The organism is Pollutimonas nitritireducens (genome assembly GCF_002849615.1).
Lineage (GTDB): Bacteria > Pseudomonadota > Gammaproteobacteria > Burkholderiales > Burkholderiaceae_B > Pollutimonas > Pollutimonas nitritireducens.
Map to the genome: position 1 here is coordinate 65,566 of NZ_PDNV01000014.1, position 15,739 is coordinate 81,304.

Genomic DNA, 15,739 nt, shown 5'->3' on the forward strand with positions numbered 1-15,739 from the left:
AGTCCGACTTCTTCGCCACCATTTGCAAGGAGAACGAGTATGGTCAACAAGAACACCATTTGTCTCTGGTACGACGGCGCTGCGTTGGACGCCGCGACGTTCTACGCCGAGACGTTCCCGGACAGCGCGGTGCATGCGGTCCACCATGCGCCCGGGGACTATCCAGCGGGGAAAGAGGGTGATGTCTTGACGGTTGAGTTCACCGTGATGGGCGTTGTGCGCTGAGCTCAGGGGCACCAGTAACAATCTGGAAGGTGGTGCAAGAGTTTTGGCGTAACGCGCTCCATCCGACATTGACCGTCGTCGGAGTGACATGGCTCTATGGCTTCCGTTGCTTGCCGATCAATACCAGCACAATACCGCCGAGCACCGCGATGCATGCCAACACAAGCCGTAAGGTGAGCGGCTCTCCGAGAAGTCCCACACCTATCAGCGCTGTGAGGATGGGTACGCATAGTTGTACGGAACTGGCCTTCAACACGGTAAGCTTCTTGATGACGTCATACCAGATGGCGTACCCCATGCCTGATGCGATTGCGCCGGACAGTACGGCGTACAGCACCCCATAGCCGTCCCACTCCAGGGAATCCAGAAACGGCAGGGCCGTCAGCAGGGCCAGGGGTATAGCCCTGGCAAAATTGCCCGCCGTCGTGGCGAGCGGATTGGCGACAGCTTTGCCAAGCACGCTATACCATCCCCAGGATGCACCCGCCACAGTCATGAGCAATGCACTGCCCAAAGGCGGCGCGCTGCTGCCGGGCAGCAAAAGGTAGACGAGTCCTGCAATGCTGACGAACAGGCCCATTATGGAGAGTGGCGCAATCCGCTCGCCCTTGAGTATCCCGTACAACAGCATGGTGATTTGCACGGCTCCGAAAAGAATCAATGCCCCTACGCCTGCTTCGACATTCACGTACGCGAGCGAGAAGGTGATGGCATACAGATACAGTGATGCAGCCCCGGCCCAGCTTCCGGCCGATGGGACCGGGACGGGTGGAGCTTCGATCGTTCGCGCGTTATCCGGATCCGAACGCCGCTGCAGCAGTAGGTAAAGCACTATTGCGCCGCTGACCATTCGTAGCACGGTGAAACCGAATGGATCGATGCGGCCGTCTTTGAGGGCCAGCCGACAGAGTATCGAATTACCGGCAAACGCCAGCATGGCCAGGCCGGTAAGCAGGGACACGCGGGCAACCAAACCATGGTCCGGGTTTGCGGCTTCAGTGGGGCCGGTGGCTTGGTCGTCGTTGAGGCTGGGGCGTTGGCCGAACGGCATCTCGGAATTCCTATTGTTTGCGGGATGGCATACATTACTCCCAAGGCGGCAAAGTTGCTCTTTCCACTGGTGTGCGGATGGCGTGGTCTACGTCATAATGCAATGAATGTCGACTTACCGAGGTGATGTCTGATGCTTGAAAAGCCCGCGTCGCACCCGTTCAATGTTCAACGACACGGCGTCTGGCGCTATCTCCTGATTGGAGCGTTGGCAGTGATCCTGGCTGCATGCGCATCCAAGCCTCGCGCTATCAACGATGTTGCCGCGCTGGCGCAAGAGCTGTCACGCTATCCGATCAGTTTGCTTGGCGAGGTTCACGATAATGCCGAGGGTCACCAATTGCGTCGCGACGCGTTGACTGAAGCGATCGAATCCGGTTGGCGTCCGGCAATAGCCATGGAACAGTTTGACCGCGAGTTTCAGGCATCGCTTAACGCCGCCTTGGAATCATGTGTCGACGCTCAATGCGTCATCGCAGCGGTGTCACCCGATCAAGGGCGCTGGGACTGGCTCTTTTATCAACCAGTCATCGAGCTGGCCCTGCGCTATCGTCTGCCGCTCCTCGCCGCCAATCTGTCGCGATCGGATGCCGGACGTGTGATGAATTCTGGTCTAGGGACCGTATTCACTCCGGAGGAGCTGAAGGAGCTTGGTCTGGAGGACGGTCCTGATCCGAACTTGTTGCAGGATCAGATCAGGGAGGTTATTGATGGTCATTGCGGCATGCTTCCCGCGTCTCTGCACGAGGGCATGGCTACGGCGCAGATCGCGCGGGATGCCATGATGGCCTTGTTGATGCGGCGGACGGCCTGGTCGGGCGGTGCAGCAGCGCCCATGCCGGTTGTGCTGCTGGCGGGCAATGGGCACGTTCGCCGTGACAAGGGCGTTGCCAGGTGGTTGACCGGTTATGCCGTGCTGGCCGTGGGTTTCACGGAAGCCGCGGCTGCGCCGGAACTGTTCGACCGGAACATCGTGGTGTCGGCAATGCCTCGTTCCGACCCCTGCGAGACCTTGCAAGAAAGGTTCAAGAACTAGGCAAAAATGGTTCGCGGGCAATGAAATACAATGGCCTTTATGTAACCCTGCCCAAAGGCCCGTCATTCGTGAGCCGGCGCAGCAACCTCCCATATCGCCCTGTTAGAAGCAAAGTAAAGCACGTGTGACTTATTCAGTAAAAGAAATATTCCTGACCCTGCAAGGCGAAGGGGGGCAGGCTGGCCGGCCTGCTGTATTTTGTCGATTTTCGGGCTGCAATCTCTGGTCTGGACGCGAGCAGGATCGCAGTACCGCTCAATGTCAGTTTTGCGATACGGACTTTATAGGAACCGACGGAACACTGGGCGGCAAATACAAGACCGCCGATCTTCTGGCCGATCGTATCGAGTCGGTATGGGGTGAACAGCAACGGTTTCGCTTCGTGGTGTTTACCGGCGGCGAGCCATTGCTCCAGCTCGATGCACCCTTGATCGACGCCATCCACGCTCGTGGCTTCGAGATCGCGGTGGAAACCAACGGAACGGTGAACCCTCCGGCCGGTATCGACTGGCTCTGTACCAGCCCCAAGGTGGGGACGGACTGGATCGTGAGACAAGGACAGGAGCTCAAGCTGGTTTTTCCGCAGCCCGGCATCGACCCCGCGCACCTGGAAGACTTGCCATTCGACGAGTTCTGGCTGCAACCCATGGACGGGCCTGACCAGGTCGCCAATACGCAGGCAGCCATTGAGTATTGCCTGGCTCATCCGCGCTGGCGACTTAGCATTCAAACCCATAAATTGATCGGAATTCGCTAGTATGTCGCGCGCACTCGTACTCTTCTCCGGTGGCCAGGATTCGACCGCATGCCTGGCGTGGGCCCTGGCCCGCTACACACACGTCGAGACCATAGGCTTCGAATATGGACAGCGCCATATTGTTGAAATGGAATGTCGCCAGGACGTTCTTCGTGAATTGAAAAGTCAGTTTCCCGAGTGGTCTGAGCGCCTGGGCGACGATCATGTGCTGGACTTGAGCCTGCTCGGTCAACTTTCCGACTGCGCCCTGACTGCGGAAAAAGAAATCGAGTTTGCCGATAACGGTTTGCCCAACACCTTCGTACCGGGCCGGAATCTGCTTTTCCTCACCTATGCCGCGGCCTTGGCCTACCGCCGAAGCATCGGCACTCTCGTCGGCGGCATGTGCGAGACGGATTATTCCGGTTATCCCGACTGCCGTGACAACACCATGCAGGCGCTGCAGCTGGCTTTGAACCTGGGCATGGACCAGCACTTCCGCATTGAGACGCCGCTCATGTGGCTGGACAAGGCAGAAACGTGGAAATTTGCGGAGGCGACGGGCGGTCGGAAACTGATCGCCTTGACACAGGAACATACCCATAGCTGTTATCTGGGCGACCGGTCTATCAGGCACGACTGGGGCTACGGTTGCGGAAGTTGTCCCGCATGCGAGTTGCGCGCCCGAGGCTACCGGCAATTTATTGCAAGTGCAGAGGCGCGTGATGACTAGTATCACCAGAAAGCTGGAGTTCGATGCGGGCCACCGCATCCCCGACCACCGTAGTCAATGCAAGAATTTGCACGGTCACCGCTATGTCATGGAAGTCACGCTCGACGGCGATATTGTCACGGTGCCTGGAGCATCCAGCAATGGCATGGTGATGGATTTCTCGGAAGTGAAATCAATAGCCAGGGAGCACATCGTCGACAAGTGGGACCATGCCTTTCTGGTGTTCCGGGGCGATACAGCGGTGGTGGAATTTCTGGCTACGCTGGAAGACCACAAGACCGTGGTTCTGGACAGCATACCGACGGCCGAAAACCTGGCGCACCTGGCCTTTGATACGCTCGCCCCACACTATGCGGATCGATTCGAAGGCACACTGCGGTTGAGCCGCGTACGGCTCTATGAAACCCCCAACTGTTGGGTCGACGTCGTGGCGACAACGGCCCGGCTCTGAACCGCCGGTACGCCGGCCGCCGGTACGCCGGCCGCCGGTCAGATTCAGGTGCCTTGCCGCGGCTGTACGTGTTGTGCCGCTTCTTTCGCGCGTTCGCGTGCCACGTCCACGTCGGCATCGTAAGCCAGGGCCACGCCCATGCGCCGCTTTTTGAAGCTCTCCGGCTTTCCAAATAATCGCACTTCAGTTTGCGGCACACGCAGCGCATCGTCCACGCCGTGGAATGCCACGCCTTCGGCGTCGATACCGCCATAGATCACGGCACTGGCGCCAGGACTCTTCAATGCCGTGCTTACCGGTAGTCCAAGAATTGCGCGGGCATGCAGCTCGAACTCATTTTGCCATTGGGTGATCATGGTGACCATGCCCGTGTCGTGGGGACGGGGGCTGACTTCGCTGAACCACACCTCGTCGCCGCGGACGAAGAGCTCCACGCCGAATACCCCTTGCCCGCCGAGGTCGTCTGTCACGACGCGCGCCACGTCTTGCGCCTTCTTGAGCGCAGTGGGATGCATGGGATGCGGTTGCCAGCTTTCCACATAGTCGCCAGCAACCTGCGCGTGACCGATAGGCTCGCAGAAATGCGTTTCGACATTACCATCCGCCCCCACAGCACGAACAGTGAGGAGTGTGATCTCATAGTCGAAATCGATGAATCCTTCCACAATGACGCGCCCGTGACTTACGCGGCCGCCGACCATGGCATAGTCCCATGCCTGCTCAAGGTCTTGCGGTCCGTCGATTTTGCTTTGGCCTTTGCCGGAACTGCTCATTACCGGTTTGACCACGCATGGATAGCCTATGCCGTTGTCGATCGCAGACTGCAATTCCTCCAGCGAATCGCAGAAGCAGTAAGGACTGGTGGGCACCCCCAGTGTTTCGGCGGCCAGTCGACGGATGCCTTCGCGGTCCATCGTGAGTCGTGCCGCGCGCGCGGTCGGGATCACACAAAACTGGCCAGTGGCCTCGAGCTCTTCCAGAACCGATGTGGCGATGGCCTCGATCTCGGGTACGACGAAGTCTGGTTTCTCGGCCATGATCAGCGTCTTCAGTTGTTCGGGATCGCTCATGGTTATGGTTCGTGCATGGTGGGCCACCTGCTGTCCTGGCGCATTGGCGTAACGGTCCACGGCTATGGTTTCAACGCCCAGCCGCTGCAGTGCGATCAAGACCTCTTTGCCAAGCTCGCCTGAACCGAGCAACATGACTTTAGTGGCTGAGGCAGACAAAGGGGTTCCAATAGCACGCATAGTAGGCTCTCGAGGCGGGATGAAAATTGAAATTGTACGTGGTCGACATGCGCAACGACCTCCCGTGGCTGCCGCTGCCGGTTTCAATGTTGTCGGCGCACGCTATGATGAGCGACACGGCTATCGTCGGCCGGCCAAAAATAATCATCAAGAAGTCATGACCACAACTCAAAAAAGCGCCGAACGCGGATTCCATCCGGGGAAGCACCGGAACCGTGCGGGGCAATTCCTGCTGGGCCTCAGCTTGATGTTGATTGCGTTCAATCTTCGGCCCCTGTTTGCCAGCCTCTCCGTCCTGCTCCCTGAAGTCGTTCGGCAAACCGGGCTCTCGGCTTCCGGCGCGGGTTATCTGACCACGTTGCCTGTGTTGTGCCTGGGTCTGTTTGCTCCCCTCGCGCCGCGCATCTCGCGACTCGTGGGGCCGGAGCGCACCTTGCTTATTGTGCTGGTATTGTTGGCACTGGGAACAGCGCTGCGCGGGTTGGGCGGTATGTATGGTCTGTTCATCGGGTCAGCAATGGCGGGTGCGGCGATTGCCACCGGCAACGTCCTGCTGCCCAGCGTGGTCAAACGCGATTTTCCCAAGCAGGCGGCACTCATGACGGGACTTTACACGATGGCACTTTGCGGCGGCGCGGCTTCCGCCGCCGCGTTCACGCTGCCCATCGTGCATTGGTTCGACAATTCCTGGTCGGCCGGCCTCGTTGTCTGGGCCGTGCCTGCTGCCGCGGTGGCCTTTATATGGGCGCCGCGGGCAATGAGCAGTCAATATGGTCCCGGTCGGGCAGGTGGTCGGCCCGGAGGATTGGGGCGTGACCTGCTTGCGTGGCAAGTGACCTTTTTCATGGGTCTGCAATCCGCGTTGGCTTACTGCGTCATGGGATGGATGGCGCCCATATTGCGGGATCGCGGGCTGGACGGCGTGACAGCGGGTATCGTGGTGTCGGTCTCCATCATGACGCAGGTGATCACTTGTTTGTTGATTCCCGCCGTGGCGGTGCGATGCAAGGATCAGCGCATGATCAATGCGGGGCTTGCCCTTCTTGCCGCGGCAGCGCTGGTCGGGATGTTGTTCGGACCCTTATCTGCGGTGTGGATATGGGCGGTTCTGCAGGGAATAGGCCAAGGCGGCCTGTTTGCCATGGCCATGACTGTTATCGTATTACGATCGCCTGATCCTCACATTGCTGCGCAGTTGTCCGGGATGGCACAAGGTTTCGGCTATCTGCTGGCCGCTTTCGGACCCTTGCTGGTAGGTGTGGTGTACAGCGCCACCGGCGGCTATGCCGCAACGGGCTGGCTATTTGCCTTGTTGGGAGTGGGCGCCGCGATCAATGGCTGGGGTGCCGGGCGCGCCATCCACGTGAAGCCGGGACCTCCCGGACGGCAGCCGTCGCCTTGATATTTTTTCTATTTTCAAAGGACCACGAATATGACGCAATCAAGCTCAGTCAATCGCCGTATCGTCCTGGCATCCCGTCCGCATGGCGCGCCAACGCCTCAGAACTTCCGTCTTGAACAGGCGCCCGTTCCGCAGCCCGGCGCCGGCGAGGTATTGCTGCGCACTGTTTACCTGTCGCTGGATCCCTATATGCGGGGTCGCATGAGCGATGCCCCCTCCTACGCAGCACCGGTGGAAATCGACGCTGTCATGGGTGCTGGCACTGTCAGCAGGGTGGTCGCGTCGCGCCATGCTGATTTCGTCGAGGGGGACTGGGTGCTGGGTCAGTGTGGATGGCAGGATTATTCGGTATCCGGCGGTGAAGGGCTTGTTTCGCTCGGGCCCGACGTTTCACACCCGTCCTATGTGCTGGGGATCCTGGGCATGCCGGGGTTCACGGCTTACATGGGTTTGCTCGATATTGGGCGTCCCAAGGCAGGCGAGACGTTGGTCGTCGCGGCCTGTACGGGCCCGGTTGGTGCAACGGTAGGCCAAATCGCGAAGATGAAATCCTGCCGTGTCATCGGCGTGGCAGGCGGCCCGGAAAAATGTCGCCATGCCGTCGATGTGCTGGGTTTCGACGCGTGCCTGGACCACAAGGCCGATGATTTCGCCGGGCAGCTTGCCCAGGCATGTCCTGATGGCATAGACATCTATTATGAAAACGTCGGCGGGAAAGTGTTCGACGCCGTTCTGCCCCTGCTGAATACGTCGGCGCGCATTCCGGTATGCGGACTGATTTCCGCCTATAACGCAACGTCGCAGGCGCCAGGCCCCGACCGCCTGGCCTTGTTGATGCGCACCGTGCTGACCAAGCGGCTGACGATCCGGGGATTCATCATATTCGAGGACTACGCCTCGCATTATGATGAATTCGCCCGCGACATGAAGGCCTGGCTTGATGCCGGCCAGATCAAATATCGGGAAGATAGGGTCGAGGGCCTGGAGAATGCCCCGCAGGCGTTCATTGGGCTGCTCCAGGGCAAGAATTTCGGCAAGCTCGTGGTACGCGTGGGTCCGGACGACTGATTCTTCAAGCTCTCCAGACTAGACGCTACCCACGCCGCGGGCCATCAGCACAGCGCACAAGATCAGGGTCGCCGCCGCAAAAAGCTCGAGATGGACAATCATTTTCAGTCTTTGCACTGTGCCAGCACTCATGACCGGAGCGCGGCCCTTACCAAGGAATCGCCTCCATGATAGAAATTCGCGGGTGGGGTAAATGGACAAGAGTGCGATCATGATGAACAACGTAAGCTTGATCATGAACGGTACGTTGCTGAAATAATAGGAAGGGCCTTTCTCAAGGTAGAAAACCCGGATCAGCCCAACCACAAGTACGACACCAGCGGCAATGCCGTAGACCATGTCTGCTGCGCGCAACTTGCGTGCAATGGTAAGCGATAGTGTCTCGCGAAGCAGCACTAATTCGATGGCCAGGGCGGAAATCAACACAAAAGCAGCAATATGGTGAAGGAACGCGAATAGTGAACTCATTTGGTAACCCGACGCATTGATGGCCATTCGGCTACGATAACTCAGTCTTTTCCATTGTGTCGACCTGTCGTGCCTGATGCAGGCCCGACATGCAGCTATCGGAGGCGTATGGCTAGAAAGCTGAGCAGTCTGGTTTTTTCCACGATCAAGCGCATGACCCGCCTGCAACGCCAGGCACTCAAGATGGTAAACGCGCCGCCATTGAAACGGGCCCGCAAGAAGACAGCCAGGAAAGCAAGCAAGAAAGTTTCCGTCCCGCGGCCCGCCGTCAAGCCGATACCGGCGAAGGAACTTTCCGGGCAGGGGACTTGGCAGAGTCTTATCCACAAGACGGCGCCTTCCAGGACGGAACTGCTGGGGCGCCTTGCCTATGGTATGTATACGCCGCCAGGCCGTACCGTCGCGGGAATGCCTTTGCTTGTAATGCTGCACGGATGCCAGCAAACGGCATATGAAATGGCCTCGGGTTCGCGCATGAATCACCTGGCCGACAGCAAAGGCTTTGTCGTGATATATCCCCAGCAGACGAGACGCGTTCAGGCGCTTCGCTGCTGGCGATGGTTTCAGCCGGATGACGGCCATGGATGGGCCGAAGCAGACGCGATTGCGGACCTCACCAGCACCATCGTCTTGCGGTATAAGCTGGATCGCGCAAAAGTGTATGTTGCGGGTATGTCGGCCGGCGCAGGGATGGCCGGATTGACCGCGTTGCGTCATCCTACCTTGTTTGCCGCGGTGGCAATGCATTCGGGCGCCGTATTGGGTGACGCGCGCAATCCGTCCGGGGGAATGAGAACAATGCGACACGGGACATCGCATGAACCCAGCGGTTTGGTCGAGTCACTGATTGACCATGCAGTTCGCTTTCCTGGGATGCCCGCCCTGATCCTGCATGGGCAAAGCGATGGCGTGGTGTCGCCACGCAACGCAAGGCAACTAACGCAACAGTTCGTACACACGAATTGGACGCTGCGGGATCCCGGCACGGTTGCAGCAAGGTATCCGGCCAACGCGACACAGGTGCACACGCTGGCACAGCCCACGGGGAAGGTAGCCGTGCTGGCAAAGGGTACACATCGGGAATACCAGCGGTGGGACTATTTACGGAATCGCAAGCCAATAGTCCGTCTATGCCTGATTAAGGACGTTGGCCATGCCTGGAGTGGTGGCGATTCCAAGCACAGATTCAACGCCAGGGAAGGACCCAGGGCTTCTCTCCTTATGTGGCAGTTTTTCGACATGCACCGCGGTGATGAATAATGCGCCTGCTGTCAATTGTGGACTGCGCGCAGGATGCATCATTGCAGGGCACTGGTGGCGCACCCGAAAACAGCGGAAGTGCCCGCTGGCCCCTTTTTGCGCGAAAGTTTTTGGCTGAAAGCTGGCACACGAGTTGCGTATATCCACATCGATGAGTGATATTCGTTTGATGATATTCGCTCGCGGCATCAACCCGTGGCTCATCATTATTCCGCGAGTAAATCAGCCCCCAGGAGCAGGCCCATGATTAGGCATTCCCACTCACATCTGTCTTGTACGGCAGTGTTGCCGGCGTCGGTATTTTTGCGGAGGTTGCCATGAGAGCGTGCGTGAACGCTACTGCAGCCATGGCGCTGATACTCGCCGCCAGCGCCTTGCTTCCCGCTTATGGCCAGGACGTGGCCTCGATGCCGGAATCCGATTTCACCTTGAGTGCGAACGTATCATTGGTCAGCCAGTACCGCTATCGCGGCATCATGCAGACCAATAACAAGCCCGCTATTCAAGGTGGATTCGACTTGGGGCATTCCAGTGGCTTGTACTTGGGGAACTGGAATTCCAGCATCAGCTGGCTGGACGACTCCCACCCCGATGTGTCGGCGGCGGTTGAAATGGATGTCTACGGTGGCTATAGGGGAACACTTGGGCCCGATTTGAACTACGACGTGGGTGCGCTGCACTATCATTATCCAGGCAGCTATCCAGACGGTTACGCCAATCCCAACACGACAGAACTCTACGTTGGTCTGGGTTACGGCCCCATAACGGCCAGGTATTCCCATTCGCTGACGAACCTGTTTGGCGTGCCTGACAGCAAGAACAGCCAGTATTACGATTTGTCGGCCAAGTTCGATACGGGATATTGGGGGCTGGCACTGATGGCGCACGTGGGATACCAGAAGGTTCGCAACTTGGACGATGGCTCCTATACGGACTGGTCGCTGAGCCTGTCCAGGGATTGGGGCAATGGGTTTTCGACTGCCCTCAGCTATATAGACACGAATGCCGACCGTGATATCTATGTCAATACCAAAGGAAAGTACACAGGGCGCGCCACCGCGCTGCTGACATTGTCGAAGGCGTTCTAGACGGGTTGGTCCGATTCGTCCGGCGGCGTCGGGACGGATCGCAGGAAGCGGCAATTGGTTCAGGCTATAGGCAAAAGCAATGACCAGTATAAAAACTATCAATTATGGCAAATGATAGTTATGGCCTATACTGAGGTCGTGTTCAGTTTTTCAACCACTTAAAGGAAAAACACAATGTCCCTGATCAATACGCAAATCAAGCCCTTCAAAGCCACTGCATACCATAACGGAAAATTTGTCGACGTAAGCGATGAGTCGGTTGCAGGCAAGTGGTCGGTATTCGTTTTCTATCCTGCCGATTTCACGTTCGTGTGCCCAACCGAACTCGAAGATCTCGCCGAGCAATATGCTGAATTCCAGAAGCTTGGCGTTGAAATCTATAGCGTATCGACCGACACGCACTTCTCGCACAAGGCCTGGCACGACACCTCCGACGCTATTGGCAAAGTGCAATATCCCATGATTGCCGATCCGACTCACGTATTGGCGCGCAACTTCGAAGTTCTTATCGAACAGGAAGGCATTGCATTGCGCGGTACTTTCGTCGTGAATCCCGAAGGCGAAATCAAAGTAATGGAAGTGCATGACAACGGCATTGGCCGCGTTGCTTCCGAACTGCTGCGCAAGGTAAAGGCTGCCCAGTACATCGCTGCCCACCCTGGTGAAGTCTGCCCCGCCAAATGGGAAGAAGGCGGTAAAACGCTGACTCCTTCGCTGGACCTCGTAGGCAAGATCTAAAGCGTAACTCGCTTGCGATAAGCGGGTAAGTTTACTTTTCCCGTCGCATCACGGCTACGAGCCATGATGCGACACCCTGAATTCCTCTTATCAAGAAGGTCGATACGTTATGTTAGATGCAAATATCAAGAATCAGTTGAAATCCTATATGGAAATGGTCTCGCTGCCTATCGAGATCGTGGCCTGCCTCGACGACAGCGCCAAATCTGTCGAACTGCGCGATCTGCTACAGGAAATCGAGCTGATGTCGGATCGCATCACGTTGACCGAGCGTAACGACAGCAATGAACGCAAGCCCTCCTTCAGTATCAATCGCAGCGGCACTGACATCAGTGTGCGTTTTGCCGGTATACCCATGGGGCACGAATTCACATCGCTGGTCCTGGCCTTGCTCCAGGTCGGCGGCCATCCGATCAAGCTCGATGAAGCTGTGATCGAACAAATACGTAATCTTGACGGCGACTACAAGTTCGAGACCTATTTCTCTCTGTCATGCCAGAATTGCCCTGATGTTGTTCAGGCGCTGAATGTGATGTCGATCATCAATCCGCGCATCCAGCATGTCGCCATCGACGGCGCCTTGTATCAAGACGAAGTGGACGCCCGCCAGATCATGTCGGTACCGACCATGTACCTGAACGGTGAAGTGTTCGGCCAGGGCCGCTCGAGTGTCGAAGAGATCCTGTCCCGGTTGGACACCAGCGCATCCAGCCGCAAGGCCGAGGAGCTCAGCGCCAAGGACGCCTACGATGTATTGATTGTTGGCGGTGGCCCGGCCGGCGCGGCAGCGGCGGTCTATGCCGCGCGCAAAGGTATACGCACCGGTATCGTGGCACAACGCTTCGGGGGACAGGTGTTGGACACCATGGCCATAGAAAATTTCATTTCGGTTAAAGAAACGGATGGGCCGAAGTTTGCAGCGGCACTGGAAGAGCACGTAAGAGCTTACGATGTGGATATTATGAATCTACAAGAGGCCACCAGCCTGGTGCCCGGAAAGCTTATCCAAATCGAACTGGCCAACGGCGGTGTGCTCAAAAGCAAGACCGTCATAGTATCCACGGGTGCCCGCTGGCGCGAAATCAACGTTCCAGGCGAGCGCGAGTACCGTAACAACGGCGTCGCCTATTGTCCGCACTGCGACGGTCCGCTGTTCAAGGGCAAGCGCGTCGCGGTCATCGGCGGCGGCAACTCTGGAGTGGAAGCGGCCATAGACCTGGCCGGGCTGGTCAAGCACGTGACTCTTATTGAATTCGGTGACGCTTTGCGTGCGGATGCCGTTCTGCAGCGCAAATTGCGCAGTCTGCCGAATGTTACCGTCATTACCAGCGCGCTCACCACCGAGATACACGGCGATGGCGAAAGGGTCAGCGCTTTGGCATATAAAGACCGAAAAACCGACGAGTTGCATCGCGTCGAGCTGGAAGGGGTGTTCATCCAGATTGGTCTGGTGCCCAATACCGAGTGGCTCGAAGGTACGCTGGCATTGTCACGCCATGGCGAGATCGAGGTGGACGCCAGGGGCCAGACGTCCTTGCCAGGTGTGTTCGCGGCCGGTGATGTCACGACAGTGCCTTACAAGCAGATTGTGATCGCGGCTGGCGACGGCGCAAAGGCGGCTCTCAGTGCCTTTGATCATTTGATACGCAGCCCGCTGGCTGAAGAAGATGCCGTGCCCGCTACGGCGCTCGAGACAGCCGCGGCGTAGTGCCTTCAGAAGGCCACTGGTCCGAGGTGTCCAGCCAGTGGCCGCCCAATACCTGTTCGCAGATATCGATCCATGCCCGGGCCGCGTGCGATAGGTAGCGGCCATTCCAGATATGGGCCACCTGCCATGGAATATCGGGTTCCGCAATCCGTGCGACGGCAAGGTTGTCCTGGTTGAGGTTTGAGATGAAGGGTTCCGGCAGCAGCGCGACGCCCATGCCGGCCCGTGCCATGGCCAAGGTCCAATCCCATTGACTGCTTTGCGCTGCAATTTTCGGCTCGAAACCCACCTGGCGGAACTCATGACGCAGTCGGCGGGTCAGAGCAAAATCATCCTTCAACAAGACCAGAGGCATATCCGCCAAGGCGTCCAGGCGGATTGTATTTTTTTGCTTGAAAGCGCCATGTTCTCCGACTGCCCAAACTGCATGGCTTGCAACCTCTACCGCCCTGAGACCCAGGTCGGGATTGGTCGGCAGGATGCTCATGCCAATTTCAAGTGTGCCGGCGGCCACCTGTCGTTCAATTTCCTGGCCAGTGTTTTCGTGCAATGCAAGCACAATATCCGGATACTTGGTACGGAAGGTCTTCAATACCTGAGTGAATAGCAGATTGATCATGGGCGGCACGCCCACGTGCAAGGTGCCACGGCTCAGGGCTTGTGTTTCGCGTACTTCAGTGGTCAATTGTCGCATGGCGCCCAGGACGTCCTTGGCACGCTCGTAGACGACGCGCCCTGTATCGGTAAGGGTAAATTGGCGCGATTCGCGCAACAATAAGGGTTCGCCGATTTCGTCTTCGAGCTGCCGTATCATTTTGCTGATCGTGGACTGGGTCACCTGCAGGCTTGCAGCCGCGTGCGTAAAACTGTTCAGCCGGGTGGTTTCGACGAAATAGCGTAGGGATCTGATATCCACCGTAAGGGGTCTCCATTGCGCGAACTATGAATAAAACGACTTTTAACGGTTATTTTAATTCATGATTGGAATGCTATGCTCATCTCATCAATAATGAAGCGGAGTGCATGGAGATGTACGAGGATCGAATTCGTCAGCCTGAATTAAGACAGAAAATCATGACAGCTGAAGAGGCGGCCCGGCTATTCAGGGACGGGATGAGCGTCGGGATGAGCGGGTTCACAAAGGCCGGTGATTGCAAGGCCTTGCCGGCTGCCTTGGCCGAGCGGGCGCGCCAGGAAGACCTGAAACTTACCCTTATCACGGGCGCGTCGCTGGGTAACGACAGCGACGGACTGATGGCACAGGCCGGATTGCTGGCTCGCCGCATGCCGTTCCAGGCCGATGCGAGTCTGCGTAAGAAAATCAATGATGGCGAGGTGATGTTCATCGACCAGCATTTGTCCGAGACGGTCGAGCAGCTTCGGGGACATAACCTTGCTCCCATCGACATCGCCGTCATCGAAGCGGTGGCCATCACAGAAGATGGCGGCATCGTACCCAGCACGTCTGTCGGCAACTCCGCCAGTTTTGTGGAACAGGCAGCCCAGGTCATCATCGAACTCAACCTCCGTATGCCCTTGTCGCTGGAAGGCCTGCACGATATCTACGTTCCCGCTGCCCGGCCCGGTCGAACGCCGATACCTATGCTCAATGTGGACGACCGTATCGGTGGGGCGGCGATCCGCGTCGACCCGGCACGAATTGCCGCAATTGTCGTGACCGACAGCGCGGATAGTCCTTCCGCCATCTTGCCGCCGGACGATGAAACCCAGGCGATAGCCGGCCACGTTATCGAATTTCTATCGGGTGAAGTCAAGGCCGGGCGGTTGACGCCTGCACTGCTGCCATTACAGGCCGGCATCGGAACGATTGCGAACGCAGTATTGCACGGTCTGCTCGATTCGCCTTTCGCCGGCCTGACAATGTACTCGGAAGTGCTGCAGGACAGCGCCTTCGAATTGCTCGATTCCGGACAGCTGGATTTTGCTTCGGCCTCGTCCATTACGCTGTCCGAAGCAAGGCATGAGACGTTTCTACAGGAGGTCGAACGCTACCGGTCCCGGCTTGTGCTGCGACCGCAGGAAATCAGCAACCATCCCGAGGTTCTGCGCAGGCTGGGCATTATTGCCATCAACACGGCCCTGGAGTTCGATATCTACGGTAATGTGAATTCCACTCACGTCGGCGGCACGCATATGATGAATGGCATAGGGGGCTCAGGCGATTTTGCCCGAAACGCCCATTTGTCAATATTCGTCAGCAAGTCGGTGGCCAAGGCCGGCGCAATCTCCAGCGTTGTCCCCATGGTGCCTCACGTTGATCATACCGAGCACGACGTCGACGTGGTCGCGACCGAGTGGGGATTGGCCGATTTGCGGGGATTGGCCCCACGTGAACGCGCTGAACTGATCATCGAACGTTGTGCCCACCCCCACTATCGGGAGGAACTGCGCCATTATTTCAGGCAGGCCTGCAAGCGCGGCGGCCAGACTCCCCACATGCTGGAACTGGCATTCTCATGGCACGAGCGTTTCCGCCGGGCACGCAGCATGCTTGCGTGACGTATT

General features: G+C 57.8%; 15 protein-coding genes and 2 pseudogenes. 13 read left to right on the plus strand and 4 right to left on the minus strand.

Going from position 1 to position 15,739, the window contains the following annotated elements:
- Window positions 1-39 precede the first annotated feature (39 nt).
- A pseudogene (locus CR155_RS18860) lies at window positions 40-216 on the plus strand (VOC family protein); the annotation flags it as partial.
- 26 nt (window positions 217-242) lie between these two features.
- A pseudogene (locus tag CR155_RS21180) lies at window positions 243-332 on the plus strand (RidA family protein); the annotation flags it as partial.
- Here the strand turns inward: CR155_RS21180 and CR155_RS18865 are convergent.
- Window positions 320-1,276: a DMT family transporter gene (locus CR155_RS18865; RefSeq protein WP_199171827.1), complete on the minus strand. Its 957-nt coding sequence runs from the start codon at window positions 1,274-1,276 to the stop codon at window positions 320-322. The pseudogene CR155_RS21180 and the gene CR155_RS18865 sit on opposite strands and share 13 nt — an antisense overlap.
- 132 nt (window positions 1,277-1,408) lie before the next feature.
- Between CR155_RS18865 and CR155_RS18870 the strand changes: the two genes are divergently transcribed.
- From CR155_RS18870 to queD, 4 genes are all read left to right on the plus strand, one after another.
- Window positions 1,409-2,311, plus strand: coding sequence for a ChaN family lipoprotein (locus CR155_RS18870; protein ID WP_102071589.1), 903 nt, complete (start codon window positions 1,409-1,411; stop codon window positions 2,309-2,311).
- A 124-nt stretch (window positions 2,312-2,435) separates the two neighbouring features.
- Window positions 2,436-3,068: a 7-carboxy-7-deazaguanine synthase gene (queE, locus tag CR155_RS18875; RefSeq protein ID WP_102071590.1), complete on the plus strand. Its 633-nt coding sequence runs from the start codon at window positions 2,436-2,438 to the stop codon at window positions 3,066-3,068.
- A 1-nt stretch (window position 3,069) separates the two neighbouring features.
- Window positions 3,070-3,780 carry a 7-cyano-7-deazaguanine synthase QueC gene (queC, locus tag CR155_RS18880; RefSeq protein WP_102071591.1) on the plus strand — a complete coding sequence of 237 codons (711 nt, stop codon included), beginning with the start codon at window positions 3,070-3,072 and terminating at the stop codon, window positions 3,778-3,780.
- The gene (gene queD, locus CR155_RS18885) at window positions 3,773-4,231 is read left to right on the plus strand and encodes a 6-carboxytetrahydropterin synthase QueD (RefSeq protein WP_102071592.1); all 459 of its coding nucleotides are present in this window, start codon (window positions 3,773-3,775) and stop codon (window positions 4,229-4,231) included. Before queC ends, queD begins: the two co-directional genes overlap by 8 nt.
- A gap of 44 nt (window positions 4,232-4,275) precedes the next feature.
- Here queD and purT read toward each other — a convergent pair whose 3' ends face one another.
- The gene (gene purT / locus CR155_RS18890; protein WP_102071593.1) at window positions 4,276-5,481 is read right to left on the minus strand and encodes a formate-dependent phosphoribosylglycinamide formyltransferase; all 1,206 of its coding nucleotides are present in this window, start codon (window positions 5,479-5,481) and stop codon (window positions 4,276-4,278) included.
- Between the two features lie 19 nt (window positions 5,482-5,500).
- Here purT and CR155_RS18895 point away from each other — a divergent pair, with 19 nt between their 5' ends.
- Complete coding sequence (locus CR155_RS18895) at window positions 5,501-6,883, plus strand: CynX/NimT family MFS transporter (protein ID WP_233214419.1); 1,383 nt, start codon at window positions 5,501-5,503, stop codon at window positions 6,881-6,883.
- Between the two features lie 30 nt (window positions 6,884-6,913).
- The gene (gene curA, locus CR155_RS18900; RefSeq protein WP_102071594.1) at window positions 6,914-7,951 is read left to right on the plus strand and encodes an NADPH-dependent curcumin/dihydrocurcumin reductase; all 1,038 of its coding nucleotides are present in this window, start codon (window positions 6,914-6,916) and stop codon (window positions 7,949-7,951) included.
- 18 nt (window positions 7,952-7,969) lie between these two features.
- On the opposite strand, the gene CR155_RS18905 is transcribed toward curA, so the two are convergent.
- Entirely contained in the window at window positions 7,970-8,419 is a 450-nt protein-coding gene (locus CR155_RS18905; RefSeq protein WP_102071636.1) for a DUF2214 family protein, read from the minus strand.
- Window positions 8,420-8,527: 108 nt separating this feature from the next.
- On the opposite strand from CR155_RS18905, the gene CR155_RS18910 reads away from it, so the two are divergent.
- The 4 genes from CR155_RS18910 (at window position 8,528) to ahpF (ending at window position 13,213) form a co-directional block, all read left to right on the plus strand.
- A complete protein-coding gene (locus CR155_RS18910; RefSeq protein WP_102071595.1) occupies window positions 8,528-9,679 on the plus strand; it encodes an extracellular catalytic domain type 1 short-chain-length polyhydroxyalkanoate depolymerase in 1,152 nt (383 codons plus the stop codon).
- A gap of 317 nt (window positions 9,680-9,996) precedes the next feature.
- Window positions 9,997-10,767 carry a TorF family putative porin gene (locus CR155_RS18915; protein ID WP_102071637.1) on the plus strand — a complete coding sequence of 257 codons (771 nt, stop codon included), beginning with the start codon at window positions 9,997-9,999 and terminating at the stop codon, window positions 10,765-10,767.
- A gap of 174 nt (window positions 10,768-10,941) precedes the next feature.
- Window positions 10,942-11,505, plus strand: a complete 564-nt coding sequence (gene ahpC, locus CR155_RS18920) for an alkyl hydroperoxide reductase subunit C (RefSeq protein WP_102071596.1) — start codon at window positions 10,942-10,944, stop codon at window positions 11,503-11,505.
- Between the two features lie 109 nt (window positions 11,506-11,614).
- Window positions 11,615-13,213, plus strand: a complete 1,599-nt coding sequence (ahpF, locus tag CR155_RS18925; RefSeq protein ID WP_102071597.1) for an alkyl hydroperoxide reductase subunit F — start codon at window positions 11,615-11,617, stop codon at window positions 13,211-13,213.
- Here ahpF and CR155_RS18930 read toward each other — a convergent pair.
- Entirely contained in the window at window positions 13,185-14,129 is a 945-nt protein-coding gene (locus tag CR155_RS18930; protein ID WP_102071598.1) for a LysR family transcriptional regulator, read from the minus strand. The two genes, ahpF and CR155_RS18930, sit on opposite strands and share 29 nt — an antisense overlap.
- Before the next feature lie 113 nt (window positions 14,130-14,242).
- Here CR155_RS18930 and scpC point away from each other — a divergent pair, with 113 nt between their 5' ends.
- Complete coding sequence (gene scpC / locus CR155_RS18935) at window positions 14,243-15,733, plus strand: succinyl-CoA:acetate CoA-transferase ScpC (RefSeq protein ID WP_102071638.1); 1,491 nt, start codon at window positions 14,243-14,245, stop codon at window positions 15,731-15,733.
- The last annotated feature ends 6 nt before the right edge of the window (window positions 15,734-15,739 follow it).